This is a genomic window from Rhodoferax sp. TS-BS-61-7 (assembly GCF_002943465.1).
GTDB lineage: Bacteria > Pseudomonadota > Gammaproteobacteria > Burkholderiales > Burkholderiaceae_C > Allorhodoferax.
In genome coordinates, this window is record NZ_PTQY01000004.1 from 327,216 (window position 1) to 344,932 (window position 17,717).

A 17,717-nucleotide genomic window follows, 5' to 3' on the forward strand; every position below is an offset into this window, starting at 1 on the left:
GCCTAGTGCACTCCTGCCGGATGCGCCACGCCAAATCGCTGTGCCAGGCCTGCCAAGCGCTTGTCCAGCGTCCATAAGGTTGCACCAGGCGTGATGCGGGTGGATGCCAGCAGCACCAAGTCCACCAGGCCACACCCCAGACCAAACAGCTTGTCACGCTCGATCATGGCGACGACCTCCTCCAAACCTGCTTGATTGGCGACTCGCAACAGGCCAATGTCTCCCAGTGTTCGCTCTCGCGGGGCAGGTGGGGTCCCGCACGCCAGCTCGGCAACGACCATCGGATGCGTCAGCGCTTGGTCCAGCACCACCAAGTCGACCAAGGCTGCATTGCCTTGGCGAAAGTGGTCTACCCATACCGAGGTGTCAATAAGAACGCTCACTGCGACAGCGGCTCTACACTGCGACGGGGCACGTCCGGCATCTGCGGCACACTGCCGCCCAGTGCGGCAAGACGCTTAGCCGCTTGAACGCGCACAAAGGTCTTCATGGCCTCACGAAAAATGTCGGCCTTGTCCACGGACGGGTCTGCGACCCGGAGCGCCTGCTCGTACAACGCATCGTCGATAGTGACTGTAGTTCTCATTAAAAGACGGCTCCTTATTTGATGCAAATTATCATCAAAATTTACATCAATGCAAGACCCATCGTCAGACCGGGGGATGCGCCAAGGCTAAACACGCCTGAAACGCCCGCGTCGCCCGGCTCGGCTGTGGTGATTTCCGTGTAATAGCGAAAAACTGGCAGGCATAGTTCAGCAGGTCCGGCCGCACGGCCTGCATCAGGCCGCGGCGCACAAAACTCTCCGCATAGTGGTCGGGCAGAAAGCCTAAAAACTGGCCCGAGAGGATCAGCGTGGCGATCGACTCCTGGTCAAAGCCCGTGGCGCGGCGCGGCAGGCGCATGCGCTGGCTCAGCTCCATATTCGGCGAGTGGTAGCCCAGCCCTGCGAACGCATGCTTGGGCAAGGTGTCCCAGGCCAGGGTGCGGTGGTCGGCGTTCCACAGCGGGTGGCGCGTGCCACAGTACAGCAGCATGTGTTCATCAAACAGTGGGGTGTATTCCAATACGTCAGAGGCACGGTGGCCAGGGATGATGCCCACGTGGAACTGCCCGTCGAGTACGCCGCGCTCAATGGCGGTAAGGGTGGCCACATGCAGGTTGAGCCCCACGTCCGGCGCCTCTAGATGAAAGTGAGCGATAGCTTCGGCAATGTGGCTGGCCGGGTTGCTGGCGGTTTTGTCAAACACCGCCATCTGCAGCTGCCCGCCCATGCGCTGGTGGATTTCGTCCACGCTGCTCCGAAACGCGTCAGTAGCAGCCAGCAGCTGGCTGGTCTGGGCGTAGATCTTTTCGCCCTCGGGCGTGAGCGCAAAGCCGGCCCGGCCGCGCCGGCACAGGGTCAGGCCCAGCCGGGTTTCCAGATCTTTGATGTGGCGGCTGACCGTGGATGTGCCTATATTGAGCTCGAGCTCGGCCGCAGCCATGCCACCGCAGTCGACCACGGCCTTGAACACGCGCAACAGGCGCAGGTCCATGTCGCCGATCTGGCCCAGAACGGCCTTGTTTTTAGAGGGCGAAGCTTTCATCGCCGGGCCGCCCCAAGATGGGGATTTGGGGTTTTGCCAAAGGCGCCCCCTTGGGGGGCAGCGACCCACATGCAATGGGGGAGCGTGGGGGCAAAAGTTACTTTCATAGTTTGCGAAGTAAATAGTGATATTTGTGACTTTATAAGAGTAACAGAGCTACCCACAATGCACCATCGCCCCTAAGGCTTAACAACCTCATCCCCTGGAGTTCCCCATGAAGCTCAACGACACCAGCAGCCCCGCCATTGGCGAAGCCGTCACCAGCGCATCCACCTTCCCCATGAGCCGTGAATGGATGGAGTCGCACTGGATGGCCTTTACCGGCAACCGCGATTTCAAAGCCAACCCGCGCATGATGGTGAGCGCCCAAGGCGCCTACTTCACCGACTCCAACGGCAAGAAGATTTTTGACGGCCTCTCCGGCCTGTGGTGTGCGGGCCTGGGCCACGGCCGCCGCGAGATCACCGAGGCGGTGAGCAAACAAATGGCGACCATGGACTACTCGCCCGCTTTCCAGTTTGGCCACCCGCTGTCGTTTGAGCTGGCTAACAAGATTGTGGAACTGACCCCCGAAGGCCTGGACTATGTGTTCTACACCGGCTCCGGCTCCGAGTCCGCGGACACCGCGCTGAAGATGGCCCGCGCTTACTGGCGCGCCAAAGGTATGGGTAGCAAGACCCGACTGATCGGCCGCGAGAAGGGTTACCATGGTGTGAACTTTGGCGGCATCTCGGTGGGCGGCCTGCCCGCCAACCGCAAGACCTTCGGCCAGGGCATTGAGGCCGACCACCTGGCCCACACCCAGCTGGCATCCAACGCCTTCAGCAAGGGCCTGCCTGAAAAAGGCGGTGACATGGCCGACGAGCTGCTGCGCCTGATTGCTCTGCACGACGCCTCCAACATTGCCGCTGTCATCGTGGAGCCCATGTCCGGCTCTGCCGGCATTGTGGTGCCGCCCGTGGGCTACCTGCAGCGCCTGCGCGAGATCTGCACCCAGAACAACATCCTGCTGATTTTTGACGAAGTGATCACCGGCTTTGGCCGCCTGGGTGCCTACACCGGTGCGGCCTACTTTGGCGTGGTGCCGGACATCCTGAACGCCGCCAAACAAATCACCAACGGCGCACAGCCCCTGGGCGTGACGGTGGCCAAGAAAGAGATTTACGACACCTTCATCAACCAGGGCGGCCCGGACTACATGCTGGAATTCCCCCACGGCTACACCTACTCCGCCCACCCCGTGGCCTGCGCGGCCGGCATTGCGGCGCTGGACCTGCTGGTCAAGGAAAACATGATTGAGCGGGTGAACGCTTTGGCCCCCTACTTCGAAAAAGCGGTGCACAGCCTGCGCGGCACCAAACACATCACCGACATCCGCAACCTGGGCTTGTCGGCCGGCTTCACGCTGGCCGCCGTGCCCGGCGAACCCGCCAAGCGCCCCTACGAAGTGGCTATGCGCTGCCTGGACAAGGGCTTTTACGTGCGTTACGCCGGCGACTGCATTGCGCTGGCACCCCCCTTTATCAGCACCGAGGCCGAGATCGACAGCTTGGTCAACGCGCTGGGTGAGGCCATCAACGAGACGGCATAAGCCGATTGACGTTAGTTTCAAGCGCATCCACTTACTATTATTTTTATAGCTGCTTGCGAACACCCCATAAGCGCTAGCGGCATTTTTGGCACTTAAACCACTCCCATGTCCCAACTCCCCACCGTAGGCCACCTCATCGGCGGCAAGATCATCACCACCAGCGAACGCGCCCAGGACGTCTTCAACCCCGCCACCGGCCGCGCCGAGAAACGTGTACTGCTGGCCCCCAAAGCCACCGTAGAAGACGCCATCGCCAATGCGCAGGCTGCCTTCCCAGCCTGGCGCAACACGCCGCCGCTCAAGCGCGCCCGCGTGATGGGCAACCTGAAGGTGCTGCTGGAGAAACATGCCGAAGAACTCTGCGCTTTGATCACCGCCGAACACGGCAAGGTGCTGAGCGACGCGCTGGGTGAACTGCAGCGCGGCATTGAAAACGTGGAATACGCGTCTTACGCGCCCGAACTGCTCAAGGGCGAGCACAGCAAAAACGTAGGCCCGGCCATCGACAGCTGGTCCGAATTCCAGGCGCTGGGCGTCACCGCCGGCATCACCCCCTTCAACTTCCCTGCCATGGTGCCCCTGTGGATGTGGCCCATGGCCGTGGCCTGCGGCAACACCTTCATCCTGAAGCCGTCAGAGCGCGACCCCAGCTCCACGCTGCGTATTGCCGAGTTAGCACTGGAAGCCGGCCTGCCACCCGGCGTGCTGAACGTGGTCAACGGCGACAAGGAAGCCGTGGACACGCTGCTGACCGACCCACGCGTGAAAGCCGTGAGTTTTGTGGGCTCCACACCGATTGCCGAATACATCTACGCCACAGGCTGCGCACACGGCAAGCGCGTGCAGGCGCTGGGTGGCGCCAAGAACCACGCCGTGGTGATGCCCGATGCCGACGTGGCCAACGCGGTGAGCGCACTCATGGGCGCGGCCTATGGCTCGTGCGGCGAGCGCTGCATGGCGATTCCGCTGGTGGTGGCCGTGGGCGACGCCACGGCGGACGCCGTGATTGCCGGCCTGAAGGTTGAGATCGCCAAGATGAAAGTCGGCCCCGGCACTGCGCCCGGCATGGACATGGGTCCACTGGTGACCAAGCCGCACTTCGAGAAGGTGAAGGGCTATGTGGACCAGGGCGTGAAGGAAGGCGCCACACTGGTGGTGGATGGCCGCGGCCTGACGGTGGCCGGCCACGAAGACGGCTACTACCTGGGCCCCTGCCTATTTGACAACGTGAAGCCCGGCATGGTGATCTACCAAGAAGAAATTTTTGGCCCGGTATTGGGCGTGGTGCGCGTCAAAACCTTGCAAGAGGCCATGGACATGATCGACGCGCATGAATACGGCAACGGCACCTGCATCTTCACGCGGGATGGTGAAGCGGCCCGTTACTTCAGCGACAACATCTTGGTTGGCATGGTGGGGGTCAACGTGCCGTTGCCCGTACCCGTGGCCTACCACTCGTTTGGCGGCTGGAAGCGCAGCCTGTTTGGCGACCTGCACGCCTACGGCCCGGATGCCGTGCGCTTTTACACCAAGCGCAAGACGATCACGCAGCGCTGGCCTTCGGCCGGCGTGCGCGAAGGCGCGGTGTTCAGCTTCCCCAGCAGCCGCTAATCTTTAGCCGACCGCCAAAACAAAAGGGCTTGCCAACTGGCAAGCCCTTTTTGCTGGGGTGAACCGGGAATCAGGCTTCGGCCGAGGCTTTCATGCGGCGGCGGGCGATGGTGCCCACCAGACCCAGACCCGCCAGCAACAGCGCGTAGGACTCGGGCTCTGGCACCGGAGTAACGGTGTAGTTGGCGGCTACCAGAGACACGCCGGGCAGCTGGCCGCCCGTCACGTAACCACTGGCTTTGACAATGTAATTGCCGATGGCCACGTTTTTGAACGAGAAACCGGCCGCACTGGCGTCCAGGTCAGTTCCCAGGGTGCCAACGGTGCCGCTGGTGAAAGTCACCGAACCCAGAGTCAGGGTAATGGGCCCATAAGCCACCGAGCTGGCGCCAAAAAAACTGCCCACCAGGTCGGACAGGGTTGCAATGTAAATGCTCCCGACCTCCAGATCGGAGAACGACGCACCTGCAGGAGGTGCGTAAATGGTGCCCGTCGCCGCATTGGCGCCCAGGGATGCACCGGCCAACACGGCTGCGGTAGCGGCAGTGCCAAGAATGGACTTGAGTTTCATAAAACACCTCTAAAGGTTGGAAAGGTGGACTCAGTATTAACCCTGTGCTGCATTGCAACAATAGTTCCATCGGACTAGCGGGAGCAAGGTTTTAGGGTTCTTATGACAATTGCTTACATGAATGCTCTGAAAAACACCCGTTTGTCGCTGTTGGACCTGGTTGCCGTGCGTGAAGGCGGCACGGTGGCGGAAGCCCTGCAAATTGCCCTGCGCACCGCGCAACATGCCGAAAAACTGGGTTTTAGCCGCTATTGGCTGGCCGAACACCACAACATGCCCGGCATTGCCAGCTCGGCCACGGCGGTGCTGGTGGGCCACATTGCGGGCGGCACCGAGCGCATCCGCGTGGGGTCGGGCGGCATCATGCTGCCCAACCATGCGCCGCTGGTGGTGGCCGAGGCCTTTGGCACGCTGGCCGAGCTGTACCCCGGCCGCATCGACCTGGGCCTGGGCCGCGCGCCTGGCACCGACCAGGCCACCATGCGCGCCCTGCGCCGCAGCAAGGTGGAGAACGAGGAAGACTTTCCGCGCGATGTGATGGAGCTGCAAACCCTGTTGGGCCCACTTCAGCCGGGGCAAAAGCTGGTGGCCATGCCGGGTGCGGACACCAACGTACCCATCTGGTTGCTAGGCTCCAGCCTGTACTCAGCCCAGCTGGCCGCGCACATGGGACTGCCCTACGCGTTTGCCTCGCACTTTGCGCCGCGCTTTTTGCACCAGGCCGTCAGCATGTACCGCAGCCTGTTCAAGCCCTCGGCCACGCTGGCCAAGCCCTATGTGATGGTGGGCGTGCCGCTGGTGGCGGCGCCTACGGATGAGGAGGCCGAATTGCTGGCCAGCAGCATTTACCAGCGCGTGCTGGGAATCCTGACCGGCCAGCGCAAGGCCTTGCCAGCCCCGGTACCGAACTTTTTGGCCCAGTGCCCGGCCGACGCGCGTGCCGCGATTGCCGACTTTTTGGGTGAGGCCGTGATTGGCGGGCCCGATACCGTGCGCGACGGCCTGCTTGCCATGGCCGAGGCCACGCAGGCCGACGAACTGATGCTGGTGTGTGATGTGTATGACCCTGCGCTGCGCCTGCGTTCGCTGGACATTGCCGCCCAGGCATTGAAGGACGCGCAGGCCGATGCGGCTAAGGGCGCCGTGCTGGCAGCGGGATAAATTCGGTCTCGCCGGGCACGGTGGGAAAACGCTGCGCCTCCCAGTCGTCCTGCGCCTGCACGATGCGCTCTTTGCGGCTGGAGACAAAGTTCCACACCATGTGGCGGTGCCCCAGCGGCGCGCCACCCACCAGCATCACGCGCGTGGTCTCGCGGGCGCACAGCGTGGGGGTGCTGCCCGCCTCCAGCACCAGCATCTCACCGGGCTCCAGCAGTTCTCCGTCCACTTCCAGCGGGCCGTCCACGCTGTAAATGCCGCGCTCCTGCGCCGCATCGGGAATAGTGACTAGTGCACCCGCCTGCAACTCCAGCGCCAGGTACAGCGTGGGCGAGAGCGTGGCCACGGGCGAGGTGGCGCCAAACGCCGTACCGATCAGCACACGCACCGTGGCACCCGGCAGTTGCACTTCAGGGATCGCGCTGGCCGGTGTGTGGGCAAACGACGGCGCGTCCTCTTCACGCTCGGCCGGCAACGCCGACCAGAGCTGGAAGCCATGGCTGCGGCGGGTGATGCTGCGCAAATCATCAGGCGTGCGTTCGGAGTGCACGATGCCGCGGCCCGCCGTCATCCAGTTGATGGCGCCGGGCTCGATACGCTGCACCACGCCCGTGGAGTCACGGTGCATCATCGCGCCCTCCAGCAAATAGGTCACCGTAGCCAGGCCGATATGGGGGTGCGGACGCACATCGTGGTTATCGGTGGGTTGCGCGGTCACCGGGCCGAAATGGTCAAAGAACACAAAGGGGCCGATGGCCTGGCGTTGCATGGCGGGCAGCACGCGCCGTACGGTGAAGCCGCCGCCCAGATCGTGGGCGCGGGGGATGATGCGTTCCGGCATGGTTGTCCTTGCGGTTGGTGGGATGCGGGCATCCTACCAATCCTGCGGGGCTGGAGGCAGTTTTGTCACACCGTGGCTGCTACAGTCTTTGGTTCAGCCATGGACCAAATCTTCCTATATTCCCTGCGAAAGACGACTGCGCGCTGGCGCGCCGAAGATGCCCAGGTCGCAGACGACGCCACCGGCGTCAATCTGTTCCGGCTGCGCATGCTGTGGCCCGTGGCCGCCGGGTTCAACGGCTTGTTCCTGATCGGATTTTTGTGGCGCCTGCTGGACGCGTCGCTCCCGCCAGCCGTGGCGGCATGGAACCTGCGGCTCGTCTGGGCCCATGCCTTCATTGTCAGTGCCGCACTGGCCATGGGCTGGCTGGTTCACCGGGCAGGGCAAATCCGCCACACGCGCACAGCCCGCTGGCTGGCCACGGCCAATGCCGCACTCATCATGGTCGACGGCCTGATTCTGGTGGCGGTAGACCAGCCCATCACGCCCAACATCACGGCTTACCTCATCGCCTGCCTAGTGGCGGGTGGTGCTGTGTACCTGCAACCCCGCATGGCAGCAGCGGTGTATGCCCTGTCTTATCTGGCCTTTTTCAAGCTCATGGGGTGGGCCCAGGTCCACCCCGAGCTGCTGCTGTCCAACCGCCTCAATGGTTTCGCGGCCTGTGTGCTGGGTTGCCTGTGTTCTTGCTTCATGTGGCGCCAGTTCTGCACCCTCACCCTGCAACAACGGCAGCTGGAAAAAGCCAACGCCGAGCTCAGCCAAAAGCAGCGTGACCTGGAGCGCCTGACGCGGCAAGACGGCCTCACCGGCCTGTTCAACCGCAACACCTTTGTCGAACTGAGCCGCAGCGAGCTCAAGCGCGCCCAGCGCCAGGGCAGTGCCACCACCATCCTGCTGCTGGACCTGGACCACTTCAAGCGGGTGAACGACACCTGGGGCCACCCTGCGGGCGATGCCGTGCTGCGCCATGTGGCCACGCTGGCCAGCACCACCGTGCGCAGTACCGACCTGGTGGGCCGTCTGGGAGGCGAAGAATTCATCGTGCTGCTGCCCAACACCTCGGCCGAGGCTGGGCGCAAGCTGGCCGAAAAGCTGCGTTTCCGGCTGGAAAGCACGCCCGTGCAATGGGAGAAGACCACCATTGCCGTCACCGCCAGCTTTGGCCTGGCCAGCACCACGGCGCAAGAGAAGCGCGACTTCGACACGCTCTATACCGAGGCGGACAAGGCCCTCTACCTGGCCAAGCAGCGCGGGCGTAATAGAGTGGTCTGAACCTCCGCAGCGGAGGGGCAAACAGCCCACAAGGGATAATCGGGGGCTACACCGGATCCTTATGGCACTTATTACCCTTCTCGACGCCCAGCTGGCATTTGGGCACGTCCCCCTGCTCGACCACGCTGACTTTTCCCTTGAAACGCAGGAGCGCGTGGGCCTGATCGGCCGCAACGGCGCGGGTAAATCCTCCATGCTCAAGATTTTGGGCGGTATGGAACGGCCCGACGATGGCACCCTGCAGGTACAAGGCGGCACCCGCATTTCTTACGTGGCCCAAGAGCCGCAGCTGGATGGCGACGCTACGGTTTTCATAGCTGTTCGCGCAGGTTTGGAGCGGGTTATTGGCCTGATTGAGCAGTATTGCGCGGGCGAAGGTGACCTGGACGCGATGCAAAGCGAGATCGAAACCCTGGACGGCTGGAACTGGGAACAGCGCGTGAATGAAACGCTGCAGCGCCTGCACCTGAACCCCGACGCTATCGTTAGCACCTTGTCCGGCGGTACCAAAAAGCGTGTGGCCCTGGCCCAGGCATTGGTGGCCCAGCCCGATGTGCTGCTGCTCGACGAGCCGACCAACCATTTGGACTTGGACTCCATCGAATGGCTGGAAGGCCTGCTGGTCGATTTCAAAGGCTCCATCATCACCATCACCCACGACCGGTCCTTCCTCGATAACGTGGCCACGCGCATCGTTGAGCTGGACCGCGGCAAGCTGATGAGTTACCCCGGCAACTTTGCCGCCTACCTGCTGCAAAAAGAAGAACAGCTGGCGCAAGAAGCCGTCATCAATGCCAAGGCAGACAAGCTGCTGGCGCAAGAAGAAGTGTGGATTCGCAAGGGCGTCGAAGCGCGCCGCACCCGTGCCACCGCGCGCATCGTGCGCCTGGACGAGCTGCGCAGCAAACGCGAAGCGCGCCGCGATGTGGTTGGCAGCGTGAACATGGATGTGAACACCGGCGACAAGAGCGGCAAGCTGGTGGCTGAACTCACGCACGTGTCCAAAACTTTTGGCGACCGCAAGATCGTCGACAACTTCACCGCCACGATTCTGCGCGGCGACAAGATTGGCCTGCTAGGCCCCAACGGCGCGGGCAAGACCACGCTGCTCAAACTCATTCTGGGCGACCACAAGGCTGACCCGGCACCGGCCAATTCCCCCAAGCCCGAACCCGGCCACAGCCCCTGGGGCACGGTGCGCCAGGGTGCGAACATCACCGTCGCCTACTTCGACCAGATGCGCAACGCGCTGGACCTGGACGCCACGCTGGAAGACTTCATCAGTCCCGGCAGTGAGTGGATCGAGATTGGCAACCAGAAGAAGCACCGCAAGAGTTACCTGGGCGACTTTTTGTTCTCGCCGGCCCGCGCCACCTCACCTGTACGCAGCTTGAGCGGTGGCGAACGCAACCGCCTGCTGCTGGCCCGCCTGTTCGCCCGCCCGGCCAACGTGCTGGTGCTGGACGAGCCGACCAACGATCTGGACATCGACACACTGGAACTGCTGGAAGACCTGCTGCAAAACTACGACGGCACGGTGTTCCTGGTCAGCCACGACCGGACCTTCTTGGACAACGTCGTCACCAGCACCATTGCCTACGAAGGCGACGCCAAGTGGCGCGAATACGAAGGCGGCGTCAGCGACTGGTTGATACAGACCAAACGGGCCAACGCCATCAATGCAGCGCAAGGCAAAACCACGGCCAAGCCCTTTAACTACGAGCGCGAGCAGCTACAAAAACAGGAGCAAGCCACCGCCCAAGTGAGTGCGGCTGCGCCGGCGGCGCCCGCGCCCACGAAGGCCAAAAAGCTCAGCTTCAAGGAACAACGCGAGCTGGACGCCCTGCCCGAGCAGATTGCGGCGCTGGAAGCCGAGCAGAAAGACATCACCGAGGCCCTGGCCGACGGCAGCCTCTACGCCAGCGACAACGCGCGCGCCATCGCCCTGTCCGAGCGCAATGCGCAGATCGACGAAGAACTGATGAACGCGCTGGAGCGTTGGGAAGTGCTGGGCAAGGCCTAAGGCGGTTTCGGCGCAAGGTCGGCTAGACCACCTTGGCTGCGCGCAGCGCGGCAATGGCTGCCGCGTCCAGCCCCAGCCCCGCCAACACGTCGTCGGTGTGCTCGCCCAGCGCGGGCGGCGCATGGCGCAGCTGTACTGGTGCGTCGCCCAGGCGTAGCGGGCTGGCCACGGTTGCTATGCTTTCAATAGCTGTTTGCGCAGTAGCTACGGGCGCTAGGGCCTGTTTTTGCACCAAACCACGGGCCTGCACCTGGGCGTCGGCAAAGGCCTGGTCCACGGTGTTGATGGGGCCACAGGGCACGGCCTTGTCCTCCAGCAGCGTTATCCACTCGGCCGTGGTGCGCCAGCGCGTGACCTCCCGCAAGATCGGAATCAGCGTGGCGCGGTGCGCCACACGTTCGGTGTTGGTGCCAAAGCGCGGGTCTTGCGCCCACTCGGGGTGGCCCGCCGCCGCGCTGAAACGGGCAAACTGCCCGTCGTTGCCGATAGCCAGCAGCATGGCGCCATCCGCCGTGGGGAAGTCCTGGTAGGGCACCAGGCTGGGGTGGGCGTTGCCCATGCGCTGCGGCACCTGGCCGGTGTTCAAAAAGCCCGCGGCCTGGTTGGCCAAGATGGCCATGCCCACGTCTAACAGCGCCATGTCGATGTGCTGGCCCTGCCCCGTGCGGTGCCGCATTTCCACCGCTGCCAGGATGGCGCTGGTGGCATAGATGCCGGTGAACACATCGGTAATGGCCACGCCCGCGCGCTGCGGGCCGCCACCGGGTTCACCATCGGCTCGGCCGGTGATGCTCATCATGCCGCTCATGGCCTGCACCATGAGGTCGTAACCCGCGCGCTCGGCGTAGGGGCCTGTCTGGCCAAAGCCCGTGATGGAGCAATAAATCAGGCGCGGGTTCACTTCTTTGAGGCTGGCGTAATCCAACCCGTAATGCGCGAGGCCTCCCACCTTGAAGTTCTCCACCAGGATGTCGCTCTGCAGCGCCATCTGGCGGATCAGCGCCTGGCCCTCGGGCTTGGCGATGTCGATGGTGATGGAGCGTTTGTTGCGGTTGCAAGCCGTGAAGTAACTGGCGTGCGCCGTGTCGTGGCCGCGCGCGTCCTGCAAAAAGGGCGGACCCCAGTGGCGGGTGTCATCGCCCACCTCGGGCCGCTCCACCTTCACCACATCGGCGCCCAGGTCGGCCAGCATTTGTGTGCACCAGGGGCCGGCCAGCACGCGGGACAGGTCCAGCACCTTGAGGTGGCTCAGGGCACCGGTGGGCACAGGGCTTGGGGGGGAAGTGGCTTGCATGGTGAAGAACTCGCGAAAGGCGGAAAAGCCCATGTTACCCGCCCAAAACGCTCGGTGTTTTCCCTGAGTTTGGCAACCGGAAGCGGTTTTGGCGTTGACAGGTAACTGCATAAATTCTTTAATTTCTATCTTGAAAACGTTTTCAAGCGTTCTTTTTGCCGATTGGCAACGATTTCATGTGGTCCCGTGTTTTCGTACCCAACAACTTTTCAGGAGACAGCGATGCGCACTTTCAAACACAGCACCCTGGCCGTATTGGCCGCCAGCATGGGCCTGGCCGGTAGCGCCATGGCCCAAACTGCCGAAGTGATCCACTGGTGGACCTCGGGCGGCGAATCTGCCGCCGTGCAAGAGCTGGCAGCCGCCTACAAGGCCGCTGGCGGCACCTGGGTAGACACCGCCATTGCCGGCGGCGACAACGCCCGCAACACCACGCTGAACCGTATTGCTGGCGGCAAGCCGCCCACCGTGGCCCAGTTCAACACCTCCAAGCAGTACCACGAAGTGGTGGCCGAAGGCCTGTTGAACGATATCGACGCCGTGGCCGTGAAAGAGGGCTGGGACAAGATCTTTCCCGAGCCATTGAAGAAGTTCGTCAAGATCAACGGCAAGTACTTCGCCATGCCGGTGAACATCCACAACCCCTCGTGGTTCTGGTACTCCAAGGCGGTGCTGGCCAAGGCCGGCGTTACCGCCGAGCCACAGAGCATGGAGCAGTTTTTCGCCGCGCTGGACAAGATCAAGGCCTCGGGTGCTATTCCCTTGGCTCTGGGTGGCCAGACTTGGCAAGAAGGCATTCTGTTCAACGCCATCTTGCACACTGCTGGTGGCGCCGACCTGTACCGCAAGTTCTACGCTAGCACCGACGGTGCCGTGGCCACCTCGGCCGAGTTCAAGAAGATCCTGAGCGACTTCAAGCGCCTCAAGGGTTATGTGGATGCAGGCTCCCCCAACCGCGACTGGAACGTGGCCACCGCCATGGTGATCTCCAACAAGGCCGGTTTCCAAGTCATGGGTGACTGGGCCAAGGGCGAATTCGCCGTGGCCAAACAAACCGCCGGCAAGGACTTTGGCTGCTTCCCCGGCTGGGGTGCCAAGGCGCCCTACATGATTGAAGGCGATGTGTTTGTGTTCCCCAAGACCAAAGACGCCAACGCCATCAAAGCCCAGCAACTGTTCGCCACCGTGGCCACATCGCCAGCCGTGCAAGTGGCCTTCAACGCCAAGAAGGGCTCCATCCCCATCCGTACCGATGTGGACATGGGCAAGCTCGACATCTGCAGCCAGCAGGGTGTAACCGCGCTGAAAGACCCCGCACGCCATCTCGCGTCGCCCAACCAGTCAGTAGCCCCCGAAAAGAAGGGCCAGATTGACGACGCCATCACCAAGTTCTGGAACACCGACCAGTCTGTGGACGACGCAGCCAAGGCCTTTGCGGCCATCCTGAAGGGCTAAACCCCTCACCTTCACCGCAGTGCGCTGCCCCGGTGGTGCACTGCGGTGTGTTTTGACTTTGACTCTGTAGGTTCTCTGTATATGCACAAGCTCAAGCGGGGGCGACCACCGAACTGGTGGCTCATGGTGGCCCTGCTGCCCATGGCCGTGACGGCCCTGGTTGGCTACCTGACCACCGTGGTGTGGTCCATCGGTATTTCGTTTACCAGTTCCCGGATGTTTCCCAAGGCCGAGTTCGTCGGCCTGCTGCAGTACAACAAGCTCTTTGCCAATGAGCGCTGGCTCATCTCGGTGAACAACCTGGTGGTGTACGGCGTGCTGGCCATCAGCCTGTGCATGGTGCTGGGCTTTTTGATGGCGGTCTTCATCGACCAGAAAATCCGGGCCGAGAGCCTGTTTCGCAGCATTTTTCTCTACCCCTACGCCATGTCCTTTGTGGTCACCGGCCTGGTCTGGCAGTGGATGCTGAACCCGACCATGGGCCTGCAGTCCGCTCTGCGCAGCCTGGGCTTTGCCAATGCCACGGTCGACTGGATCGTGAGCCAAGACAAGGTGATGTACTGCATCGTTATCGCCGCCGTCTGGCAGGCCTCGGGCCTGGTCATGGCCATTTTGCTGGCCGGCCTGCGCGGGGTGGATGCCGAAATCTGGAAGGCCAGCCGGCTGGACGGCATTCCCACTTGGCGCGTCTACGTGAGCATCGTGCTACCCATGATCCGCGGCGCCGTGGCCACCGCTTTCATCTTGCAAGCCATTGCGGCCATCAAGGTCTACGACACCGTCAACTCCATGACCGGCGGCGGCCCCGGCCTGGCCAGCGAGGTGCCGGCCAAATTCATCCTGGACCACCTGTTCCAACGCGGCGCCATTGGCCTGGCATCCGCCGCCTCGGTGGTGATGCTGGCCACGGTGCTCGCGCTGCTAGTGCCCTACTATTTTGTGCGCAAGCACCAGGCCCAGGGAGGCCGCGCATGACCACTACAAAAACCATAGCACATCGCGCACGTTCCACCTGGACTCCGGCCCGAATTGGCACTTATGCCTTCTTGCTGAGCGCAGCTGCGTTTTTCTTGCTGCCGCTATACGTGATGCTGGTCACGTCGTTCAAGACGATGCCCGAAATCCAGGACAGCTCCATCTTCGCCCTGCCCATGGCCCCCACGCTGGACGCCTGGGTCACCGCCTGGTCCAGCGCCTGCACCGGGCTGGAATGCAAAGGCCTGCAAGTGGGCTTCTGGAACTCGGTGCAAATCGTGGTGCCCAGCACCATCGTCTCCATCCTGATTGGTGCCATCAACGGCTACGCACTCTCGTTCTGGAAATCACGCTATGCCAACGCCCTGTTTGCCATCCTGCTGATTGCGGTGTTTGTGCCCTACCAGGTCATCCTCTACCCGCTGGTGCGCATGCTGTCGGCGGTAGGCCTGTTTGGCTCCTTGCCCGCCATCGTGGTCATCCACACCATCTTTGGCATGCCAGTCATGACGCTGCTGTTCCGCAACTACTACAGCGCCATCCCGGACGAGTTGTTCAAGGCCGCCCGCATTGATGGTGGTGGTTTTTGGCGCATTTTTCTGGAGCTGATGTTGCCCATGTCGGCCCCGATCGCCATCGTGGCCACCATCATGCAGGTCACCAACATCTGGAACGACTACCTGCTGGGCCTCACCTTCGGCGGCACCGAGTTTTCGCCTATGACGGTGCAGCTCAACAACATCGTCAACAGCACGTTTGGCGAGCGCACCTACAACGTCAACATGGCCGCCACCATCCTCACCTCGGCGGTTCCTCTCCTCATTTACCTCGTCTCCGGGCGCTGGTTTGTTCGCGGCATTGCCTCCGGCGCCGTCAAAGGTTGATTTCTCCATGGCTTCCATTTCCATCCAATCCCTCGACATCACGCTGGGCCACAACCCTGTCATCAGCCAGCTCAACCTGGAGGTGCAGGAAGGCGAGTTCCTGGTGCTGCTGGGCCCTTCAGGCTGCGGCAAGTCCACCCTGCTGCACAGCATTGCAGGGCTGATTGACGTGACCGACGGCAGCATTGCCATTGGTGGCCAGGACGTGACTTGGGCCGACCCCAAGGACCGTGGCATCGGCATGGTGTTCCAGAGTTACGCGCTCTACCCCACCATGACGGTGGAGAAAAACATGGCCTTCGGCCCCCGCATCAGTGGCGTGCCCAAGGCCGAGATCGCCAAACGCGTGGAGCGCGCCGCCAGCATGCTGCACCTGACCGAGCTGCTGCAGCGCAAGCCCGCCAACCTCTCGGGCGGCCAGCGCCAGCGCGTGGCCATTGGTCGGGCCTTGGTGCGCGAGGCCGCGGTGTTTCTGTTTGACGAACCGCTCTCCAACCTGGACGCCAAGCTGCGCTCCGAATTGCGCCGCGAGCTCAAGGAACTACACGCCAGCCTGGGCGCCACCATGGTCTACGTGACCCACGACCAGGTGGAAGCCATGACACTGGCCAGCCGCATTGCGGTGATGCGCGGCGGCAAGATCCAGCAGATCGACGCCCCCGCCGTGGTCTACGGCAAACCGGCCAATATGTACGTGGCCGGCTTCCTGGGTTCGCCCAGCATGAACTTCATCGAAGGCCGCCTGCACAACGGCGACCAGGGCGTGCGCTTTGTCAACGACACGGTGAGCCTGGATGTGTCGGCCTACGCCTTTGCGCAGGTCCCCCTGGACGGCCAGGCCGTGGTGCTGGGCATCCGCCCGGAGGACCTGAGCGCGGCCACGCAGCCCGGCAACCACCACCTACAGGCGCGCGTGCGCTTGGTCGAACCCATGGGCCCCAACCAGGTGTTGTGGCTGCAGGTCGGTGCACAGCAGCTGGGCCTGACCACCGACAGCACGCTGGCAGCGCCCGCTGGCGCCGAGGTGTACGTGACGCTGGCAGCGCACCGCGTCTCGCTGTTTGACCCCAGCACCCAGGACCGCCTGTGATGCCAGCACACACCCTGCCAGACCCACAGGCCTTTCCGAAGGAATTCCTCTTCGGCGCGGCCACCAGCGCCTACCAGATCGAGGGCGCTGTGCATGCCGACGGCCGTGGCTTGAGCATGTGGGACAGCTTTGCCCACAACAGCGGCCGCATTGCCGATGGCAGCACCGGCGACGTGGCCTGCGACCACTACCACCGCATGGAAAGTGATGTGGCGCTCATCCAGTCGCTGGGCCACACGGCCTACCGCTTCTCGGTAGCCTGGCCACGTGTGCTGCCCACCGGGCGCGGCACCGTCAACACCCCGGGCCTGGACTTTTACGACCGCCTGGTGGACCAACTGCTGGCACGTGGCATCACGCCCTACGCCACGCTGTACCACTGGGACCTGCCGTTGGCCCTGCACGCGCAGGGCGGCTGGCTGCGCCGTGATACCTGCCACGCCTTTGCCGAATTTGCCGAGGTGGTGGCGCGCCGCCTGGGCGACCGGGTGCACAGCTATGCCACGCTAAACGAGCCACGCTGCAGCGCCACCGTGGGTTACCAAGAGGGCCGCCACGCGCCCGGCCTGCAAGACCGCGGCATGGCCCTGCAGGCCGCCCACCACCTGATGCTGGCGCACGGCCTGGCAGTGCCCGCCCTGCGCGCCCACACCCGTACGGCGCAAGTCGGCGTGGTGCTGGACGTGAAGCCCTACTACGCGGCTGACACCCGCACTGAGACCACCCACGCCGTGCAGATGGCCGATGGGGTGTTCAACCGCTGGTTTCTGGACCCGATCTTCCACGGCCACTACCCGCAGGACGTGTGGCAAGCCCATGGCGACCTGGTGCCCGTGGTGCACGCCGATGACCTGCAGACTATCTGCCAGCCGCTGGACGCACTGGGCATCAACTACTACACGCGTGGCCATGTCGTGCACGACGGCGCCCTGCCTTTCCCCCATGCGCGCGAGGTGCCGGTGGACGGTGCCACCTACACCACCATGGGTTGGGAGGTGTTTCCCGAAGGCCTGCGCCAGATGCTGGTGCGCATCCACCGCGAATACGCGCCTGCCAACCTGTACGTGGCCGAGAACGGTGCCGCGCTGGACGACCACGTGCACGCAGGCCGCGTGCACGATCCGGTGCGTGTGCGTTACCTGCAAGAACATCTGGAGGCTTGCGCCCAGGCTCTGGCCCAGGGTGTTCCGTTGCAGGCCTGGTTGGGCTGGAGCCTGATGGACAACTACGAATGGGGCAAGGGCTACACCCAACGCTTTGGCCTGTGCCATGTGGACTACGCCACCCAGACCCGAACCCCCAAAGACAGTGCCCTCTGGCTGCGTGAGTTCATTACGCGCCACCGGGCAATCTGATACCT

The 17,717-nt window shown here is 63.1% G+C and carries 16 protein-coding genes; 10 read left to right on the forward strand and 6 right to left on the reverse strand.

From position 1 onward, the window contains the following. Nucleotides 1-2: 2 nt before the first annotated feature. The 3 genes from C5F53_RS13170 to C5F53_RS13180 form a co-directional block, all read right to left on the reverse strand. Nucleotides 3-383: a type II toxin-antitoxin system VapC family toxin gene (locus tag C5F53_RS13170; protein ID WP_105261816.1), complete on the reverse strand. Its 381-nt coding sequence runs from the start codon at nt 381-383 to the stop codon at nt 3-5. Further along, nucleotides 380-586 carry a type II toxin-antitoxin system VapB family antitoxin gene (locus C5F53_RS13175; protein ID WP_105261817.1) on the reverse strand — a complete coding sequence of 69 codons (207 nt, stop codon included), beginning with the start codon at nt 584-586 and terminating at the stop codon, nt 380-382. The genes C5F53_RS13170 and C5F53_RS13175 overlap by 4 nt, the downstream gene beginning before the upstream one ends. Nucleotides 587-650: 64 nt before the next feature. Then, nucleotides 651-1,589, reverse strand: coding sequence for a LysR family transcriptional regulator (locus C5F53_RS13180; RefSeq protein ID WP_105261818.1), 939 nt, complete (start codon nt 1,587-1,589; stop codon nt 651-653). A 214-nt stretch (nt 1,590-1,803) separates the two neighbouring features. Here C5F53_RS13180 and C5F53_RS13185 point away from each other — a divergent pair, with 214 nt between their 5' ends. Together C5F53_RS13185 and C5F53_RS13190 are read left to right on the forward strand one after the other, a co-directional pair. Next, the gene (locus tag C5F53_RS13185; RefSeq protein ID WP_370446732.1) at nt 1,804-3,180 is read left to right on the forward strand and encodes an aspartate aminotransferase family protein; all 1,377 of its coding nucleotides are present in this window, start codon (nt 1,804-1,806) and stop codon (nt 3,178-3,180) included. A 105-nt stretch (nt 3,181-3,285) separates the two neighbouring features. Further along, on the forward strand, nt 3,286-4,791 hold the full coding sequence (locus tag C5F53_RS13190; protein ID WP_105261819.1) for a CoA-acylating methylmalonate-semialdehyde dehydrogenase: 1,506 nt from the start codon (nt 3,286-3,288) through the stop codon (nt 4,789-4,791). A gap of 70 nt (nt 4,792-4,861) precedes the next feature. Here the strand turns inward: C5F53_RS13190 and C5F53_RS13195 are convergent, their stop codons facing one another. Then, on the reverse strand, nt 4,862-5,362 hold the full coding sequence (locus C5F53_RS13195; protein WP_105261820.1) for an FxDxF family PEP-CTERM protein: 501 nt from the start codon (nt 5,360-5,362) through the stop codon (nt 4,862-4,864). 102 nt (nt 5,363-5,464) lie between these two features. On the opposite strand from C5F53_RS13195, the gene C5F53_RS13200 reads away from it, so the two are divergent. After that, the gene (locus C5F53_RS13200; protein WP_370446733.1) at nt 5,465-6,523 is read left to right on the forward strand and encodes an LLM class flavin-dependent oxidoreductase; all 1,059 of its coding nucleotides are present in this window, start codon (nt 5,465-5,467) and stop codon (nt 6,521-6,523) included. On the opposite strand, the gene C5F53_RS13205 is transcribed toward C5F53_RS13200, so the two are convergent. Further along, nucleotides 6,495-7,361, reverse strand: coding sequence for a pirin family protein (locus C5F53_RS13205; RefSeq protein WP_105261822.1), 867 nt, complete (start codon nt 7,359-7,361; stop codon nt 6,495-6,497). The genes C5F53_RS13200 and C5F53_RS13205 overlap by 29 nt on opposite strands. A 99-nt stretch (nt 7,362-7,460) precedes the next feature. On the opposite strand from C5F53_RS13205, the gene C5F53_RS13210 reads away from it, so the two are divergent. After that, complete coding sequence (locus C5F53_RS13210; protein WP_161499933.1) at nt 7,461-8,636, forward strand: GGDEF domain-containing protein; 1,176 nt, start codon at nt 7,461-7,463, stop codon at nt 8,634-8,636. 61 nt (nt 8,637-8,697) lie between these two features. Further along, nucleotides 8,698-10,659: an ATP-binding cassette domain-containing protein gene (locus C5F53_RS13215; protein ID WP_105261824.1), complete on the forward strand. Its 1,962-nt coding sequence runs from the start codon at nt 8,698-8,700 to the stop codon at nt 10,657-10,659. Between the two features lie 22 nt (nt 10,660-10,681). On the opposite strand, the gene C5F53_RS13220 is transcribed toward C5F53_RS13215, so the two are convergent. Beyond that, nucleotides 10,682-11,953, reverse strand: coding sequence for a CaiB/BaiF CoA-transferase family protein (locus tag C5F53_RS13220; protein WP_105261952.1), 1,272 nt, complete (start codon nt 11,951-11,953; stop codon nt 10,682-10,684). A gap of 222 nt (nt 11,954-12,175) precedes the next feature. Between C5F53_RS13220 and C5F53_RS13225 the strand changes: the two genes are divergently transcribed. The 5 genes from C5F53_RS13225 to C5F53_RS13245 all read left to right on the forward strand — a co-directional run bounded on the left by C5F53_RS13225 (nt 12,176) and on the right by C5F53_RS13245 (nt 17,712). Further along, nucleotides 12,176-13,408 (forward strand): ABC transporter substrate-binding protein, encoded by a 1,233-nt coding sequence (locus C5F53_RS13225; RefSeq protein ID WP_105261825.1) that lies wholly within the window; start codon nt 12,176-12,178, stop codon nt 13,406-13,408. A gap of 81 nt (nt 13,409-13,489) precedes the next feature. Continuing rightward, nucleotides 13,490-14,383 (forward strand): carbohydrate ABC transporter permease, encoded by an 894-nt coding sequence (locus tag C5F53_RS13230; protein WP_105261826.1) that lies wholly within the window; start codon nt 13,490-13,492, stop codon nt 14,381-14,383. After that, a complete protein-coding gene (locus C5F53_RS13235; protein ID WP_105261827.1) occupies nt 14,380-15,267 on the forward strand; it encodes a carbohydrate ABC transporter permease in 888 nt (295 codons plus the stop codon). Before C5F53_RS13230 ends, C5F53_RS13235 begins: the two co-directional genes overlap by 4 nt. 7 nt (nt 15,268-15,274) lie before the next feature. Continuing rightward, the gene (locus C5F53_RS13240; RefSeq protein ID WP_105261828.1) at nt 15,275-16,357 is read left to right on the forward strand and encodes an ABC transporter ATP-binding protein; all 1,083 of its coding nucleotides are present in this window, start codon (nt 15,275-15,277) and stop codon (nt 16,355-16,357) included. Next, the gene (locus tag C5F53_RS13245) at nt 16,357-17,712 is read left to right on the forward strand and encodes a GH1 family beta-glucosidase (protein ID WP_105261829.1); all 1,356 of its coding nucleotides are present in this window, start codon (nt 16,357-16,359) and stop codon (nt 17,710-17,712) included. Before C5F53_RS13240 ends, C5F53_RS13245 begins: the two co-directional genes overlap by 1 nt. Nucleotides 17,713-17,717: the final 5 nt, after the last annotated feature.

Excerpts from the sequence above, each read along its gene's own strand:
- C5F53_RS13175 (WP_105261817.1), bottom strand. The coding sequence starts at position 586 with ATGAGAACTACAGTCACTATCGACGATGCGTTGTACGAGCAGGCGCTC.
- C5F53_RS13180 (WP_105261818.1), bottom strand. The coding sequence starts at position 1,589 with ATGAAAGCTTCGCCCTCTAAAAACAAGGCCGTTCTGGGCCAGATCGGC.
- C5F53_RS13185 (WP_370446732.1), top strand. The coding sequence starts at position 1,804 with ATGAAGCTCAACGACACCAGCAGCCCCGCCATTGGCGAAGCCGTCACC.
- C5F53_RS13190 (WP_105261819.1), top strand. The coding sequence starts at position 3,286 with ATGTCCCAACTCCCCACCGTAGGCCACCTCATCGGCGGCAAGATCATC.
- C5F53_RS13195 (WP_105261820.1), bottom strand. The coding sequence starts at position 5,362 with ATGAAACTCAAGTCCATTCTTGGCACTGCCGCTACCGCAGCCGTGTTG.
- C5F53_RS13200 (WP_370446733.1), top strand. The coding sequence starts at position 5,465 with ATGACAATTGCTTACATGAATGCTCTGAAAAACACCCGTTTGTCGCTG.
- C5F53_RS13205 (WP_105261822.1), bottom strand. The coding sequence starts at position 7,361 with ATGCCGGAACGCATCATCCCCCGCGCCCACGATCTGGGCGGCGGCTTC.
- C5F53_RS13210 (WP_161499933.1), top strand. The coding sequence starts at position 7,461 with ATGGACCAAATCTTCCTATATTCCCTGCGAAAGACGACTGCGCGCTGG.
- C5F53_RS13215 (WP_105261824.1), top strand. The coding sequence starts at position 8,698 with ATGGCACTTATTACCCTTCTCGACGCCCAGCTGGCATTTGGGCACGTC.
- C5F53_RS13220 (WP_105261952.1), bottom strand. The coding sequence starts at position 11,953 with ATGCAAGCCACTTCCCCCCCAAGCCCTGTGCCCACCGGTGCCCTGAGC.
- C5F53_RS13225 (WP_105261825.1), top strand. The coding sequence starts at position 12,176 with ATGCGCACTTTCAAACACAGCACCCTGGCCGTATTGGCCGCCAGCATG.
- C5F53_RS13230 (WP_105261826.1), top strand. The coding sequence starts at position 13,490 with ATGCACAAGCTCAAGCGGGGGCGACCACCGAACTGGTGGCTCATGGTG.
- C5F53_RS13235 (WP_105261827.1), top strand. The coding sequence starts at position 14,380 with ATGACCACTACAAAAACCATAGCACATCGCGCACGTTCCACCTGGACT.
- C5F53_RS13240 (WP_105261828.1), top strand. The coding sequence starts at position 15,275 with ATGGCTTCCATTTCCATCCAATCCCTCGACATCACGCTGGGCCACAAC.
- C5F53_RS13245 (WP_105261829.1), top strand. The coding sequence starts at position 16,357 with ATGCCAGCACACACCCTGCCAGACCCACAGGCCTTTCCGAAGGAATTC.